Here is a 16,383-nt window from a genome sequence, read left to right on the forward strand (position 1 = left end):
AAGGCCTTCAATCGCATTTTCTTGGTATTTTAGGTCTAATTAATAACATATAGTAGGTATCTCGACTCTGTTTTTATAAAATAGCTATTAATATTACCTAATTTGTTTCTTGTAGTATAAAACCAAGATTGAGGAAAATCATTACTATATGTTGTAACAACATGGAGTAATTCATTATCTTTGTTGATGAATGAACCAAAATTATAGATAATCATTATGAGTTCAAACCAAGATAATGCATCCCGATGGCTGAGTAAAAAAATAACAGAAGCTAAAGGTTCATATATTTTAGCTGCAGTATTTACTATTTTAAGTGCGGTATCTTTTATCGTTTTTTGCTGGTATTTATCTGAATTTGCAGCCTTATGGCTCGATCGCGGATTACTTTTGCCACATCCTCTCCTATATGCATTAGTATTTCTTACAGCTAGATATATCTTTGCTCATTTTGCTTCGATATTCAATTATAAAGCGGGAAATACGATTGTATCCAAAGTCAAAAAAAATCTATATCCAATATTATTAAACAACAATAAATTAGACTCTGTAGCAAGCACCCTCTACATTACCAGAATTTGTGAGGATTTGAAACCTTTTTACGCCTTTTTTATTCCATACGCAATGGCATCCCTTTTGGTTAGTGGGATGATACTGATTGTTAGTTTTTGGATCGAAAAATGGGTTGGCCTTACACTCTTGGTTTCATTGATTGTTATCCCAATGCAAATGATAATAATAGGCATAGGTGCTGAAGCTCTTCATAAAAAACATATTAATCTCTTTTTGAAATATTCAGCTGTATTTTACAATCGTCTTCAAACTATAGCCGAAATAGTTAATTTAGATAACTTCAGACCTCAATATAATTTTTTGTCGGAAAAAAGTAAGGAGTTAAATAAAGCAACGACTAATGTCATGCGAGTAGCTATTTTATCGTCAGCAGTATTAGAGCTATTCGTTACTATTTGTATTGCTGTCGTTGCAATCTATTTAGGGATGAGTCTTCTTGGTATTATGACAGGACCTAATTACGGAAAAGGTTACGACTTTCAGATTGCATTATTTTTACTTATGATGTCTCCTTATTTTTTCTTTTATTTGCGGAAATTCGTGAGTGCCTACCATGACAGAAACAGAGCTGTGGCTGCAGCAAAATTATTAATACCAATATTAAATGAAGGCATCGACACAACTTCAATCAATATTGATCATCAGTTTAATAATTTAACTATTAACAATTTAAATTTCGCTTATCCCGATTCACCAGTAAAAGTTCTACACAATATTAATGTACAATTTCCTTTAAAAGGACTGGTATTAATAAAGGGAATTTCGGGCTCAGGAAAATCAACCTTGCTTAAAATATGCTCCGGAAGCTTGTATGTACAGGACAATAGCATTTCTGTAAATGGAAAGGATACTAAATATTCGCAAAAGTGGCTTAGAAACAATTCTTCATACATGAATCAATTTCCTTTCGTTTTTGACGAAACTTTGAGATATAATGTTTTCTTAAAAAATGAAATGAATAAATCACAAGAATACCCTGAGTTTTTAGATAAAATACTTGCTAAAAAGGACGATGGTTGGGAAACTAAACTAAGTCATAATGGCAAACAACTGTCAGGAGGAGAAAAACAATTAGTTACACTAGCCCGAATGATGTTGTATCCAAAACCAATAGCAATATTGGATGAGCCTACAGCCAATCTGGATCCCGATACAATCGAAATCATCATTCCGGAGATAATGAAATTAGCAGAAGACCGATTGGTTATAGTCGCTTCTCATGAGAAAATGTTCGATAATGTAGCTGATACAATCGTAAACTTAAATTGGGGAGAGCAAATGAGTCATGAATAAATTTATAAGAGTATATATATTAAAGCCCTTAGCTGGCAAATGGTTGAGAGGAACATTTCTTCTAATATTGTGGACGATCTCTTTTATTGCCCTTCCCGCTATATCCGGATGGTTTTTGGCGATCTGTAGTGTGGTGTTTGTTACTGCAAGTACTACTTTTTCGTATCTGGTACCATCTGCTATAATACGTTTAATGGCATTTTTCAGAACGGCTGCAAGATACTTTGAACGATTAGAAAACCACAAAGCTACACTAGACGCTCAGCAGAGCTTGCAATTGAGAATTTTTCAGTCCGTAGCCAGATTTCCCTATTTCAAAAAACAGGTAAATAATAATTCAACACTACTAGAGAACAGTACACATGGAATCGACCAGATATTGAATCACATTCTTTTGTGGCTTTTACCTTTTACGGCACTAATCATTTCACTCAGTATATATTTTTTCTTTCTTATTGTCTTTTCTCAAACGATTGCAATAGAATTTTTGATTTCATCAGCCATTCTTTTATTTATTATTCCTCAATTAATTTTCAGGAAAAACAGAAAACTCTATGAAGAACTAAAGATGTGCCGAGAAGATAACAATCAGGTTCTTATACAAAGCTTTAGAGGGAGAATTGAAATATCGAAATACAGTTTGGAAGAGAAAGTTATCAGACAATACGAACAACGGCTATTAGGCCTCGAGCAATTGGAAGACAAGTTACAAACCAATTCATTCTGGTTGCAGCTAATTGCGGGACTCGGTTTTAGTTATATTGCATCGCTTTTACTATGGAGTTCATATGGTAATGGTATAGATGCACCTACAGCCATCGGGATATTTTTCGGTATTATGGCACAGGCCGAATTGGCAGAAATGCTATTTTCGGGAAAATCAGAAAAAAGTGCTGTTGCTCATCAAGTTGAAGATGTTGATAGAATTATCAAGGATGGGGAGAAACCTCTGAAAACTGTAATCGTACATTCAAGAATGGAGAGCCTAAGTCTTAAGAATGTGAGTGCAATGATCCCCGAGACATCTGTGACTACCTCAGAGGTGTCATTAGAAATAAAGAAAGGTGAATGGATTTCACTATTCGGAGAGACAGGAAAAGGAAAAACGACTTTATTAAACAGCCTTTTTTATCCTGAATATCGTAAAAGCGGATCGTTAGTATGGAATAACGATATTGAAATATCTCATCTACCTGTTCCGGAATGTATTTATGTAACCCAAAAGGCTTATTTATTAACGGGAACATTGCGAGAAAACTTTGAAGGCAACCCGGATGAAGCGATTGAACAAGTATTAGATACAGTAGATCTTACTAGCTGGCGTTTATCGCTTCCCGATGGATTGGATAGTTGGTTGGGAGAGAATGGTGAAATTCTGAGTGGTGGGCAGCGTAAGAAATTGCTTCTGGCCCAGGCCTTGCTTAAAAAGCCACAACTGTTAGTTGTAGATGAACCAACAGCCGGTATTAGTTCCGAAAATGCTATTACTATATTTCAGAACATAAAACGTGAATATCCCGACATTACAATTCTAATGGCGACTCACCTAAAAGATTTTGAATATGTATCAGATAAAATTGTAAGGATATAAACGCTCTTAGACAGTTATAAATATTTACTTAAGGTTTTTATTCTTTTTTTCAAGTTATATCCTGAGGTCACAACATCTGGCCTATCATTTTTTATTATATCTGCACCATAAAGACAATCCTAAAAATAAATATTTTTGTAATATACTAATATAAAAACTATTATCATGCAAGGAAGAATGAAACATCATCAGTTGTCGAAGATAGAGATAGATGATGTATTGAAAAAAGCAGAAGTTGGACGCATAGGTACACACAATGAAAATGGGTATCCATATGTTGTCCCTGTACATTTCATCGTCTATGATGAAAAAATATATATCCACGGACTGATCAAAGGACAAAAGATTTCAAACTTGACTAAAAATGATAAGGTTGGATTTGAAGTGGATGAAATGGGTGCAATCATTCCTGACAACGAAAATGTTTGTGATACAAATACTGCATTCAGAAGTGTAATCATCTTAGGTACAGCCAAAATGGTGGAAGATAAATCGCTCAAAGAAAATGTACTACATGCTGTTGTTTCAAAATATACCCCTCAATTATCTCATTTGGGCTTTCCTGAAAAAATGCTGAAAGCAACGGGTATTATAGAGATAAATCCAATTGAAATTACAGGGAAATATTATAAATAAAAGGACATTTAATAAAAAATGTCCTTTTACCATCAAGGGATTTTGTAACAATCTCGATATTTTAATTCATTATCAATGAAATGAGTTATTATATAAGATCATACAGCCCTATCAAAAACAGGTATTAAATAAAAAAATTAGCGCCCGGTTACTTGCAAATACTCAATCCGTTTCTTTTGATAATTAGCGTACGATTCAACATACTTATCGCGATTCTGTTGTAATAATGTTTGGGCATCTAATACATCCGTAAGGGTTACTGTGCCCACTTTATAATACTGATTATTAAGACGCAAGTTTTCTGTAGATTGCTCAACACCATCTTTTGCCAACAATATTTGCTTATAAGTATTATCCAATTCATTTTTTACATTCTGCATTTGTAACAACAGTTGTTCTTCAATATCTATCTTATTATTTAATGCTATCTTTTCTTGTATTTTCTGCTGCTTGATAGCATGAGAACCACCCCACCATCCGGAGATTGGAATATTGACAGAAACAAAAACGGCCCCATTCGTATTCCATTTATCCATAAAGTTATCTCTGGAATATGTTGCACCAACAGCCACTGTGGGTAAATAATCAGCTCTTTTTATTTTAGTCTGCAGCTTCGAGGCTTCTACGTTTTTATCAAGGAGTTTTGCTTCTGCTCTATTGGGTAAAACATTTTTATGATCCACATAATATTTCATAGGCGATTCAACGTCTTCAATATTAGGAACCTGTATATCTAAAGATTCTGCTGAACTCAAATCCATAGCCATTTGCTGACACAAAGACATTTTCACCAATTTGATATTATTATCTAGATTAATACGATTACTTACGACTTCATTCTTTTTTAATTTTACCTTCAAAACATCATTATTGGTAATCATTCCTGTCTGATAAGACAACTCTACATCTTTCAACAACTGATCTACCTGACTGTCTATAACGTCCAAAGTTCTTCTTTTTTCATACAAAGAAACCAATTGCCAGTAAAGATTCTCTGTATTCAGCAACATATCATTTTCGGATAGTTTAGCCTGATATTGGCTTACCTGAATTCCTAAGTCAGCCAATTTATTGCCATTGATTATTTTGCCTCCGGCAAAGATCGGTTGCGTCGCTGTAATACCAGCACTCATACCATTTTTAAGAAATCCGATCGGAGCTCCTCCCATGTTCATCGTAACCAAAGGATCTTTAGCCGAAAAACCAAATGCTGAAGCACTGACCGATGGAAAATAATTAGTAAATGCATCTTTTTTCGTTTCCTTGGATGATTCGATTTCCAACCGACTATTTTTAATTTTTCGATTGTTCTCGATAGTCAATTGCTTACAGTCTTCGAGACTATACTTCGTCTGTGCAGATATAAATACAGTTATCATACACATTGTTACTATTGTTATATATTTTTTGATCATAATTGTTCGGTTTCGTCTTTAGATATATCTTTATCTTCATGCTTGTAAATAAGCCAATAAGCAAGGGGTAATAATGTAAGGATGAATATCATGGAGAAAATAGTTCCAAAACTGATAACTGTTCCCATCGGACACCAAAGCGGGCTCTTACTTATGATCATAGGAATAACCCCCATAGATGCAGCAGCTGATGTAAGGAATATAGGGCGCATCCGTCGTTTTCCGGCTTCCAAAGATGCTTCAAATACTGTTTTACCATGTTTATGCCTTAACTCTTCGGTGTAATCGTACATAATAATTCCATTACGAACGATAATACCAATTAGGCTCACAATTCCCAACACAGCCGTTATACTAAAGTCTACATTCATCACCTTTAAACCAATAGCCGCGCCAAAAATGCTCAAAGAGGTAGAAGCCAAAACGAGTGTAGCTAAACTTATCTTTTTGAAGTGAAACACAAGTATGAAAAAGATGATAACGATTGAGATAGAAAGAGCTTTAATCAACTTTGGCATTGTCTCACCATCCGACTCCTTCACACCTCCGTATGAAATAGAAACACCTTTAGGTAATGATTTTGCAGTAACTACATTCACTATCTCCTCTACCTTTGATTGAACTAGCGCTGGTCTTTCGCCCCTTTTTATATCTACGAAAACGGATAGGGTGCGTACTCCGTTTCTTCGGTTAATTTGCCCTTCAGTCCAGTTTGCCGAAACATCTGCTATCTGGCGTAAGGGGACACTAGGCGATAGCAAACCGGCAACATACTCATTCGATATATCCTCGGCAACAGGATCTTTATTCTCCCATTTAGATTTCAATACAACAGGCAATGAATAATCATTTTCCCATATGTTGGTGATTGGTGTACCGCCAAAACGGGAAGCTAAACCCAACCCCAGAGTTCCCTCATTTACGCCCAGACGATTAGATTCTACGGGGTCTAGTGTTATTTTTATACCGGGCAACGGTTCTTCATAATTTGTATAAACCCTGATTGGCTCATCCAGTTTCTTTAATTCTGTCATTAAAGTGTCTGCCACTTTCTTCAGATCGGATATATTCTCTCCCGATATACGAACGTCAATGTCAGCATCTACTGATTCATACTCTAATTGTTTGAATTTCACAAAGGCATTCGGATAATGATAGGCATATTGAGTGGAATACTTATCCAACAACAATTCTGTATCTTCATTCGATGTTGTATTTACAATAAACTGAGCAAAATTAGTACCTCCTACTTTAGGTGCATAAGCTGTTTGAAAACGAGGAGATCCCGATCCTATAAAAGATGTTACAGAAACGACAGTTTCCTCCTTTCTCAATATTTTTTCAAGATCCTGCGCTATTGCTTCTGTCTGTTCGAGGGAGCTGCCGTTGGGTAAATATATTTCAACAGCAAACTGGTTCCGTTCAGCTATAGGCATAAGCTTCTGAGGGATATTAGCAAACATATAAATACCCGATATGATAGAAACGAGACCTATAGTAAGAGATATTTTAGGGTATTGAAATACTTTTTCCAATAACCAATTATATCCCTTTTGCAATTTATCTAAGAATGTTTCTTTCTGCTTTTTACCGGGCTGATGCAATCCATTGCGTATAAAGAAATATTGCAGGAATGGGATAAAAAGAACAGCCACAGCCAAAGATACACCCAACGTAATAAGTACAGTCCAAGGAAAGAGCTTTACAAAATCGAGAAACTGTCCTGTAAGCATCGCTAAGAACGGAAAGAACGTGAGGCTGATTGCCAATGTTGCCGAGATGATGGCTTTGGCATATTCTTTAGCACTTTCTATCGATGCCTGCCAACGAGGAATACCATGATCCAATTTTTCAAGATAGCTGTCTACAACTACAATCGAATTATCTACAATCATACCCAATACCACTATGAGAGCAGCTAACGTCACCGTATTTAGCTCCATGCCAAAAGCAAGCATCAATCCTAAAGAAATAAAGATAGATATAGGAATAGAAGATGCCGCAACTCCTGCAACCCGCAAGGGTAACAATATCATAGTTACCAGTATAACAGCTACAATAGCAATCATCAACTCTTTTAAGAAAGTAGTGATAGAATGAGCCACAACTTGAGGCTGATCTGCTACACGATAGATATGAATATCACTCGGAATATCATTTTGAAACTGTTCGAGAACCTTTTCGACATCTTTTCCGTATTGAATAACGTTATATCCCTCACGCATTTCAGTAGATAGAACAAGACACTTTTTACCATTGTTAGTGGTATAACTCGTAGCCTTAGGATATTCCCGAACGACTTTCGCTATATTTTTCAAGCGAATATGATTTCCCTGAGCATCAGAATAAATGATTTGTTCTTCCAAATCTTTTTCAGACTGATAAGGTCTCTCAATATGTATCGGAACATTCATATCCGAATTGTCAATCTTACCTGCAGTAGTAATAAAACCTTTAGTAATCAGCGTCTGATATAAGTTCAAGATATTAATTCCGTACGCTGCCAGCTTTTCTTTTTCAACATATATACTTATCTGTTCATTTTGTTCACCATAACGACGCAGATTGGAAACAGATTCTATAGTTCGTAAACGGTCTTCGAGATTCTCTAAATATGTTTCCAATTGACGATAAGTTTTCGTCTCCGATTCAAGCGTTATTAGCAATGCCGAAGTATCTCCAAAATCATCATTGGCAATAAGAGCTAAAACACCTGATGGCAATTTGGCTTTAAAAAACATCAATCCATGTTTTATTTTTGACCATACTTCGTCCTTGTTATTTACATCATCATTCAGCTCTACATATACATAGACAATCCCATCTTTAGAATGCGAATATGTTTTCGATTTCTTTACTTCCTTATATGTAAACAAGAAATTCTCAAGAGGTTTAGCCAATTGCTCCTCCACTTCGGCAGAAGTGGCTCCGGGATATACTCCCACTACAACTCCCTGACGGATAGTAAATACAGGAAATTCCTGTTTGGGCATTACATTGAGAGCATAAACTCCAAATAAACTCAATACGATTACAATGAGCAATATAATCTTATTATACTTCATTGCCCAGTCGATAATACCAGATTCTGATTTCATACCTTCTTCTTATTTAGCAATTTCGACTGTTACACCCGGACTAACATTCTGATAGCCTTCAATAATCAGGTTATCTCCATCTTGTAATCCTTTCTCTATTACAACTCCATTGCCGATCAGCTTTCCCTGGGTTATTTCTCTATATACAGCCTTATTTTGATCGTTTTTTATCCAGACAAATTGTTTACCTGAAAAGTCTACCTGTATTGCCTTCAATGGAATTATAATATTCTTTCGATCTGAAACTCCTGATGGATTTATTAGATAAGCTTTGCACACCATCCCTGGCATAATCTGTGATTTGGGGTTATTTACCTGCACCTTAATATCGTAGGTATGTGACAACGGATTTGCAGATACTCCTTTCTCCTGAATCTTACCTTCAAACTCAGCATCATTTAACGCAGATATTTTTATGCGAGAAGATTCACCAATTTTTATTGCTGAAATTTCATTCTCGGGAATAGCTATTTTTATTTTCACCGAATTTATAGTTACCACATTATAAATTGGAGTACCCGGAGCAACATTAACTCCTGCTTCTTGATAGCGTCGACTTACTACTCCAGACATGGGAGCATACAAGTTACAGTCTTGTAAATTCTTACGGGTAATTTGCTCATTAGCTTGCGCCTGCTCTAACTGAGTCTTCGCCTCTATGTATTTTATTTCCGGAAGGCTGTTGTTCTTGTACAGAATAGACAAGCGGTTATATGCATCTTGTGCCTGATTAAGGGTCGATTTTGCTGCATTGTGCATACTTTCAATAGCACTTGTATTCAATCGGGCTAACAATTGTCCTTTTCGAACATTTTGTCCTTCCTGTACATATACTTGTTCAATATTTCCATTTACTTGAAAACTAACATCAACTGCATTCTCACCTTCTACAGTTCCTATATACTCTTGTTGGTATATATCATCACTATACTTTATTGTTTGTATTTTTACCGGAACAGGCCTTGAATTAGCTTCTTCACTCTTTTTTGCGGAACAGGAAACCATTCCTAAAAAGAGGAGACACAATACCGATCTACTAAAAAATAATTTCAATTTATTCATAACTTTCATTAAAAAGCAATTTTACAACTATTTATTTCCGTCGCAAAGATCTCTTTATAATATGGTTCTGTCTAAATCAATACTACGACAAAAATGTTCAAAAATTCGTTTTTTATGTAGTTATCAACATTAATTTATATTTTTAGGACTGAAATGAAATATATAGGATTATGAATAAAGAAAATTATGCTAAAATATCACTGGATGACTTTAAAGATCAAACCTCAAATCACGGAATAAAGAACTTTGTCATATCTGATGAAAGTGCCAATATTGATGATTATGCTTTTGATTTCAGATATCCGCAAATTATGGAAGGAATAGCTTTTGCGATTTGTGTGAAAGGTACCGGACGAATCAAAATTAACTTACGAGAGTACAAAATTGAGCCTTGTTCGATTATTGTTGTTCTGCCTAATTATATTTTAGAGTTAGTAGAGCAAAGTGAAGATTTAGTTGTAGAATTCTTATTATTTTCTTTTGACTTTATTTCGGATATCAAGTTGATTATAGATATTGATATTCCTAAAAAAATAGATCAGATGGCTTGTTTAAAGATAAGTGAGGAGGAGACGAATGATCTATTGGAATTGCATGCCTTTATTGTAAAGCGTTATAGAAGAACAAATTTTCTTTACAAAGAAGAAATTGCAAGAAGTTTATTGCAGACATTAATTTATGAAGTTTTGCAGCTATATCAGGACAAAAAGATTGAATATAAAGTATTGACCCGCAAAGAAAAACACTTACAATCTTTCATCAGTTTGTTATTTGAATATCATATGAAAGAACGTAGTGTGCGTTTCTATGCTGATAAAATGTTTATTACACCTAAATATTTATCTCAAATAGTGAAGGATGCAAGTGGTATACATATTCAACAGTGGATAGATGATATGGTTATTATGGCAATTAAAGCTTTATTGAAGAGCTCGAATATGACTATCTTACAGATATCAGAAGAGATGAATTTTCCAAATTCTTCTTTTTTTGGGACCTACTTCAAAAAGAGAACTGGCCTGACGCCCTTACAATATAAAAAGAGCTAAGAGTTTCGAGAAAATATGTTGGACATTGACCTTATATAAATAATCTTTAAAAATAAAAAAACCGTCCTACTTATCACAAGCAAGACGGCTAGAATAATTTAAATTCAAATTTGCGTAAGAGAATATAGTCGAATTTCTGTTTTTCTTGTATTGGAGACTATTTTGATTCTATACGAGATCTGATTAATTATTTAATTGATCGGTTATATATATGTATAATAATGGAATAGTCACTTATTTTAAATTATCTTAACATACGTGGGGGCACCAAAAGAGGTTCTTTCCAAAACCTTGATTTCGCCATTCAGTTCCATTTTAGTTATTAAGCTGTATACCCTCAATTTTTCTGCTCCTGAATATGTTATTATATCAATAACAGAAGCTTCATTACCGCACCTCTCAAGATAATCCAGAATCTTGAGGCGGTCTAAATTTGCATAATTCATATTTCAGTGTAATTCTTGCTTATTTCGTTTTTAATCGTAAGCAATTTCTATTCAGACAAACAGAGATTAAACAGTAAAATAATTATAATCAAAACAATATCAGTTTATTAAACTCACGGTTTCTCTGATATTCCTTTCTGAAGAAGCACCAAAAACAACAGACTGTATATTCAGAGCATTAATAAATTCATAGGCTTCGGGGGCACTGATTGCTCCGGATGCAAGCGTACTCATTGCCATAAGTTGATATTTTGAAGAATCATTATTTCGAATTGTATCAACATACGCTTCTACCGAAGGGGACATAAGGTAACCTATCTTATTAATAGAGCTGCATATAACAACCTCTTCTATTCCCCACTCAGATAGTTTTTGTTTCAAATAAGGCATATTCTGAGTAATAAGTCCCGGAATCAATTTATATTTTTTACGAACATAGTCGCAATATGCCTCAAAAATATCTTTTGTTCCATATCCGAGAAGAAGATCTGTTATGATGTTTTGCAGGAATAACACTTTAACATTTAATCCCTTGAACATTTTCACTTCGGCATCTATCAACATCTGCATCATCTTTATAGGATCTTTTCCTAATACTGCCATCCCTCCTTTGGCAATCATAGACAATGCTCCTACTGCTGAGTTATTAGAAAATATCACTTCATTGATTGCAGGAAATATTCCTTTTTCTGCCACTAGATTTGCATATTTGTGCGGATAAGGAATTGACGGATACCATACAATATCACTGTATTTAGACTTATTCTGACGAAAATATTCGCATATATCTTTTGCGCGATCATTACTATTAAGCATAACAGCTCCAATGCCATTTTTAAAAGCAAGATCATATACTTTGTAGATATTCTTTATGTCATGGAATTTTTCGGAAAGTTGTTGGGCTTTCTCTTGTGACATGTGATTAATCCCGAAAAACTGATTATCTCCAAAGATGACTTTATCTATTCTTTCCATATTTAATCTTGTTTATTTTTATTTTCATAGTCATTGAACATGTCGTGTACCAAACGTTGCGTATTATATCCGTCTTCAAATGTACACTGAGTAGGTCCAACAATCTTACCATCTAAAACACTGTCGGCAAAATGATACAATTGTCTTGTAAATTCATTCCCCCGAACATAAAAAGGAACCGGCTTGAAGGTATCTGTGATATATATAGTATTCCAACCTTTTCTATAATTATGACCTGAGGCCGGTTCGTTTAAAAATATCTTCATTTCGTACTGGTCTACCAGCAATTTTCCATTTGTACCAAATATTTCAATTTTGTTACTGGGTTTTCTATAACTCGAATCACTCCAATTCACGTATAATGTCCCAACACACCCATTATCGTATACTAAAGTACTTGAAACCATATCCTCCACATGCTTCGAATATATTTGGTTCATACTGGTACCAATAACTTTATTGGGAACGCCTATTATATAATTAATAAGGTCTAATACGTGGACAGCCATTTCATAAACAGCCCCGCCCCCACTCTCTCTTTTACCACGCCAGCTCTCACCTGTTTCGGGTTTTGAAATAGTGCAACTAAACATCTCCGTTTTAAACCTGACAATATCACCAAGCAAACCTTCTTTTACATATTCTCGAGCTGTTGTAAACATATCATTAAAGCGATTTACATACCCGACTTGATTGATCAATCCTTTTTTGTTGAACATTTCTTGTAGTTCATTCGCCTCTTTGGTAGAAAGAGTAAATGGTTTTTCACAAAAAACATTAATTCCCTTCTCACAGGCATATTTACATATTGCATAGTGATAATTAGGAGGAGTACAGACTATAATAGCATCCGGCATTGTTTTGTCAATCAACTCCTTGTAGTCCGTAAATACTTGAAGCGATGGTATGTATTTCTTCAATAAATCCAATGTAATTTTTGAAGTATCAGAAACTGATACAATATTTACATTGGGATGTGAATTGATAATAGAGAAATGAGTAATACCCATTCGCCCCATTCCGATAATAGATAATTTTATTTCTTTCATTGTGAATTTATTAAAAACACAGAACTATTTATTGGATTATTTCTTTTACGAAATCTATAATATTTCGCCGCCGAGATATTACATCAGAAGCCAACATCTGCGTGTATTTTTCGATTATTTTATTATCCACGACAGACGAATTATCGCATACGATTGTATTCTCTTGATTGAAATATCCGCTTTTAAATATATTTCTGTTATTCGTTATTATTTTTGTCCCACAGCTCACAGCTTCAAAGCATCTCATAGTAATACCACTTTGTTTGGGATGAGCAAAATCAAGGGTGTACTTTGATTTATGTAATACATCTACATATTGGTAATACGACAATGGTTTAAGATGTATATATCGTCGTAGTTTAATGTACGTAAACGGATGCCTGATAAAATTCAGAATCATTGTCACATAATTACTTTCATGTAGATATACGTATGAGTGGCTGGGCTGGAATAGATGCAATATTTTATTGGTATATGACAAGCGTTCGGAGTGTATCTTTTGTATTACAGATATATCATATACTCTTTCTACATTTTTCTCCTGTCTTTCTATTGCCGAAAACAATTCTATTATTCTGATATCATAGCTCTTTGCATCATGATAATCAAACGTATAAAAATTATCGACCAAGCGATACCAGGACAGTGATAAAGGATGAAAGGCAAAAGAATCGAAATTATAACCAACTATAAATGAACACTTTTTATATATTTCATCTATTAATTTTTTATCTATTCCGTATCCTTTCATAATGATACAGATATCATATCTTTCGTCTTGAAGGAAGTGGCGAGTTATATAATTGTATGTTTTTCTATATAACGTTTTAGTTATGCCTATTTTCCACAGTACTTTTGTGAATAAATTATCAGGATAACGATCATTACAAATTCTCACATCATAACCACATTCATTCAATCCTGATATTATCTGATTGGCCATCGAATAAAAACTTAATGGCATAATGAGTAAACACCTCTTTTTCATTTTATTTATATTGTTAGCAAGGTGCTGACAAAGGACTGTATAGAAAATTTATCGAAACTAACGTTCGTATCTTTCATCGGCTCTTGTATGAATTCTTTTATTCCTTCGAAGTTCAATTCGTCAAAAACGAAAAAGCGACTGGAAGAATAAAAAGGCTCACCAATAGCACGTTTGTTATTAGTAATGATCTTTTTCCCGGCACACATATTTTCGATAAATCTCATTGTGTATCCAGACTGCTTATGATTGGCAAAGTCGAATGTAGCTATTGAATATTGTAGTAAATGGATAAAATGAGACTGAGAAATACTCCTTAGCTTAAGTCCCCTCGGAATAAAACCTTTAATCAATAATTGAATTATTACAACAGGTGTACACTTAATATATTTCTTGAAACGAATATTATTTTCTTTACAATATCTTTCGAATGCAAGAATGGCTTTATACCGATCGGATTTAACCAAATTCCCGACCATATATACATCGATATCCGGCTCTACAATAGGCAGATTCTGAAAGTCTCTTACACAAAATAATGGCAGATAATCCAGTCCATAGTTTTTAGCATCTGTAGGATCGAAAGTACAAACTTTATCAAAGTATGGAATATAAGGAATATAATTAAACACAGGAGATAAAGCATCCCATGTGTATAATACAAACTTAGACTCTGGATGATTTTCTCTCAATTTCAGAATGTTGGGGATGGAAAATAGACGAATATGCAGGAATATAATATAGTCATATCGGTTATTTTTTTCCTGCTCTATTATTTCAGCGTAATACTTCTCATGCTTGTTCTGATATGCTTCAGTTGACAATGTGCGTAGAATTTTATCTTTTATTTTACGTAATTCCAAAGGATAGTAGGAGACTGAATGTCCTTGTGATTCCATTTCTTCTGTGAGCGCCTTTACATAATTATGGTAAGGCAACCCTATAAATAATATTTTACCCATTTTTTGTTTTAAACTTGTTACGATTCTTGTAAATATAAATTGCTCCGAAAAGGGTCGGCAATAAATAAGATATATTCTTAATATACACCATAATTGTTAGGTTAAACAGATGCATAGAGCCAGTTAGGGCGATGATTGTAATAGTAGAAAAGACTCCTACAATTCCAGACATCAACAATGATGTGAAATTTTTCCACGCATTTAAGATAGCAGATACCGAATAATACAGTAATTGTGCTATTAAGCCAGGTACCAGTAAAAAGACATAGTGAGTATTGCCCGAATGAGTAGGAAATAATATATCCACCAATGGTTGAAGTGAAGTAAGTACGGCAAGAACTACACATATACCATATCCCATCAAGACTAATGTATAATTCCGTACATGTCGCCTGAATTCTGCCATTAATTCATTTTCGTATGAATAAATGATATTGGGAAGGAAAAGGTAATTAATGGATGTCGGGACTAAAACAAATAAAGAAGAGAATATAAAAACAAGATAAAAATTACCTAATTCTTGCACATTCAATATATATGCTATAGACCAACGTTCGATCTGAATATTGACAATTGTAAATATTCCAATCATAAATGGGACGAATCCTAACGATAGAATATATTTAATTTCTTTTCTGTCAAAACATATACTATCCGGTCTTAAACTTTTATGCATTAATAATGCGAGTACAACAAAAACTACAGGCTGCATCATAATACTAATAATGCCACCGATAATACCGTAAAAATAGGCAAGAGGAATTAAAGCTATAGATATAGTGCCTGAAATGAGATTTCTGATATTAATATCTTTAATCATCTTTTTCACCGTCATGGTATTTGTCAGCCAAGTAGATATCAAAGAAAATAAGCCTGCAATAAAAGTTAAAATCAGATACTGGCGACTGATTAGTAATTCAATATCTAATAGACTTAATATAATCCATATTAGAAATAATGCAAGTGCAATAATACCAAAAAGGCTAAATAGAATGTTATTAATCTTCGTTTGATCACTCGTCTTCTGATAAGCTAAAACTCTATATCCACCGTTTAGGAACCCAAACTGAAAGAGTCCAATAAACATTATACATGTTTGAATGAGACTGATTATACCTAGTTCTCTCATATCTAGAACACGCATAAATACCATAGAACGGAAAAAGTTGATGGCAGAAATAAATAAATTTATTATAATAAATAAGGAGCTTGAACTAAATATAATCCGCTTTATTGCTTTAATATTTATTGA

General features: G+C 34.1%; 12 protein-coding genes. 4 read left to right on the top strand and 8 right to left on the bottom strand.

From position 1 onward, the window contains the following. Positions 1–216: 216 nt before the first annotated feature. From HMPREF9456_RS13095 to HMPREF9456_RS13105, 3 genes are all read left to right on the top strand, one after another. Positions 217–1,863: an ATP-binding cassette domain-containing protein gene (locus tag HMPREF9456_RS13095; RefSeq protein ID WP_006844017.1), complete on the top strand. Its 1,647-nt coding sequence runs from the start codon at positions 217–219 to the stop codon at positions 1,861–1,863. Continuing rightward, on the top strand, positions 1,856–3,454 hold the full coding sequence (locus tag HMPREF9456_RS13100; RefSeq protein WP_006844018.1) for an ATP-binding cassette domain-containing protein: 1,599 nt from the start codon (positions 1,856–1,858) through the stop codon (positions 3,452–3,454). The genes HMPREF9456_RS13095 and HMPREF9456_RS13100 overlap by 8 nt, the downstream gene beginning before the upstream one ends. A 165-nt stretch (positions 3,455–3,619) precedes the next feature. Next, on the top strand, positions 3,620–4,090 hold the full coding sequence (locus tag HMPREF9456_RS13105; RefSeq protein WP_006844019.1) for a pyridoxamine 5'-phosphate oxidase family protein: 471 nt from the start codon (positions 3,620–3,622) through the stop codon (positions 4,088–4,090). Positions 4,091–4,227: 137 nt separating this feature from the next. Here HMPREF9456_RS13105 and HMPREF9456_RS13110 read toward each other — a convergent pair whose 3' ends face one another. From HMPREF9456_RS13110 to HMPREF9456_RS13120, 3 genes are read right to left on the bottom strand one after another with little or no spacing between them, the layout of a single operon-like run. Beyond that, positions 4,228–5,469: a TolC family protein gene (locus HMPREF9456_RS13110; RefSeq protein ID WP_245531024.1), complete on the bottom strand. Its 1,242-nt coding sequence runs from the start codon at positions 5,467–5,469 to the stop codon at positions 4,228–4,230. 32 nt (positions 5,470–5,501) lie between these two features. Then, positions 5,502–8,603 (bottom strand): efflux RND transporter permease subunit, encoded by a 3,102-nt coding sequence (locus HMPREF9456_RS13115; RefSeq protein ID WP_006844021.1) that lies wholly within the window; start codon positions 8,601–8,603, stop codon positions 5,502–5,504. A 9-nt stretch (positions 8,604–8,612) separates the two neighbouring features. Continuing rightward, positions 8,613–9,665, bottom strand: a complete 1,053-nt coding sequence (locus tag HMPREF9456_RS13120) for an efflux RND transporter periplasmic adaptor subunit (protein ID WP_026177092.1) — start codon at positions 9,663–9,665, stop codon at positions 8,613–8,615. A 170-nt stretch (positions 9,666–9,835) separates the two neighbouring features. Between HMPREF9456_RS13120 and HMPREF9456_RS13125 the strand changes: the two genes are divergently transcribed. Beyond that, positions 9,836–10,714 (top strand): helix-turn-helix domain-containing protein, encoded by an 879-nt coding sequence (locus HMPREF9456_RS13125; RefSeq protein ID WP_006844023.1) that lies wholly within the window; start codon positions 9,836–9,838, stop codon positions 10,712–10,714. A 545-nt stretch (positions 10,715–11,259) separates the two neighbouring features. On the opposite strand, the gene HMPREF9456_RS13135 is transcribed toward HMPREF9456_RS13125, so the two are convergent. From HMPREF9456_RS13135 to HMPREF9456_RS13155, 5 genes are read right to left on the bottom strand one after another with little or no spacing between them, the layout of a single operon-like run. Continuing rightward, complete coding sequence (locus tag HMPREF9456_RS13135) at positions 11,260–12,135, bottom strand: hypothetical protein (protein ID WP_006844025.1); 876 nt, start codon at positions 12,133–12,135, stop codon at positions 11,260–11,262. 2 nt (positions 12,136–12,137) lie between these two features. Beyond that, positions 12,138–13,184, bottom strand: a complete 1,047-nt coding sequence (locus HMPREF9456_RS13140) for a Gfo/Idh/MocA family protein (protein ID WP_006844026.1) — start codon at positions 13,182–13,184, stop codon at positions 12,138–12,140. A 28-nt stretch (positions 13,185–13,212) separates the two neighbouring features. After that, on the bottom strand, positions 13,213–14,172 hold the full coding sequence (locus HMPREF9456_RS13145; RefSeq protein WP_245531025.1) for a WaaS/CpsH family glycosyltransferase: 960 nt from the start codon (positions 14,170–14,172) through the stop codon (positions 13,213–13,215). 5 nt (positions 14,173–14,177) lie between these two features. Next, positions 14,178–15,131, bottom strand: a complete 954-nt coding sequence (locus tag HMPREF9456_RS13150; protein ID WP_006844028.1) for a WaaS/CpsH family glycosyltransferase — start codon at positions 15,129–15,131, stop codon at positions 14,178–14,180. Next, positions 15,124–16,260: a lipopolysaccharide biosynthesis protein gene (locus HMPREF9456_RS13155; RefSeq protein ID WP_147591765.1), complete on the bottom strand. Its 1,137-nt coding sequence runs from the start codon at positions 16,258–16,260 to the stop codon at positions 15,124–15,126. Before HMPREF9456_RS13155 ends, HMPREF9456_RS13150 begins: the two co-directional genes overlap by 8 nt. Positions 16,261–16,383: the final 123 nt, after the last annotated feature.

This window comes from Dysgonomonas mossii DSM 22836, assembly GCF_000213575.1.
GTDB lineage: Bacteria > Bacteroidota > Bacteroidia > Bacteroidales > Dysgonomonadaceae > Dysgonomonas > Dysgonomonas mossii.

Coding starts and splice junctions, on each gene's coding strand:
- HMPREF9456_RS13155 (WP_147591765.1), bottom strand. CDS start 16,260: ATGAGAGAACTAGGTATAATCAGTCTCATTCAAACATGTATAATGTTT.
- HMPREF9456_RS13110 (WP_245531024.1), bottom strand. CDS start 5,469: ATGATAACTGTATTTATATCTGCACAGACGAAGTATAGTCTCGAAGAC.
- HMPREF9456_RS13150 (WP_006844028.1), bottom strand. CDS start 15,131: ATGGGTAAAATATTATTTATAGGGTTGCCTTACCATAATTATGTAAAG.
- HMPREF9456_RS13100 (WP_006844018.1), top strand. CDS start 1,856: ATGAATAAATTTATAAGAGTATATATATTAAAGCCCTTAGCTGGCAAA.
- HMPREF9456_RS13115 (WP_006844021.1), bottom strand. CDS start 8,603: ATGAAATCAGAATCTGGTATTATCGACTGGGCAATGAAGTATAATAAG.
- HMPREF9456_RS13125 (WP_006844023.1), top strand. CDS start 9,836: ATGAATAAAGAAAATTATGCTAAAATATCACTGGATGACTTTAAAGAT.
- HMPREF9456_RS13140 (WP_006844026.1), bottom strand. CDS start 13,184: ATGAAAGAAATAAAATTATCTATTATCGGAATGGGGCGAATGGGTATT.
- HMPREF9456_RS13145 (WP_245531025.1), bottom strand. CDS start 14,172: ATGAAAAAGAGGTGTTTACTCATTATGCCATTAAGTTTTTATTCGATG.
- HMPREF9456_RS13095 (WP_006844017.1), top strand. CDS start 217: ATGAGTTCAAACCAAGATAATGCATCCCGATGGCTGAGTAAAAAAATA.
- HMPREF9456_RS13135 (WP_006844025.1), bottom strand. CDS start 12,135: ATGGAAAGAATAGATAAAGTCATCTTTGGAGATAATCAGTTTTTCGGG.
- HMPREF9456_RS13120 (WP_026177092.1), bottom strand. CDS start 9,665: ATGAATAAATTGAAATTATTTTTTAGTAGATCGGTATTGTGTCTCCTC.
- HMPREF9456_RS13105 (WP_006844019.1), top strand. CDS start 3,620: ATGCAAGGAAGAATGAAACATCATCAGTTGTCGAAGATAGAGATAGAT.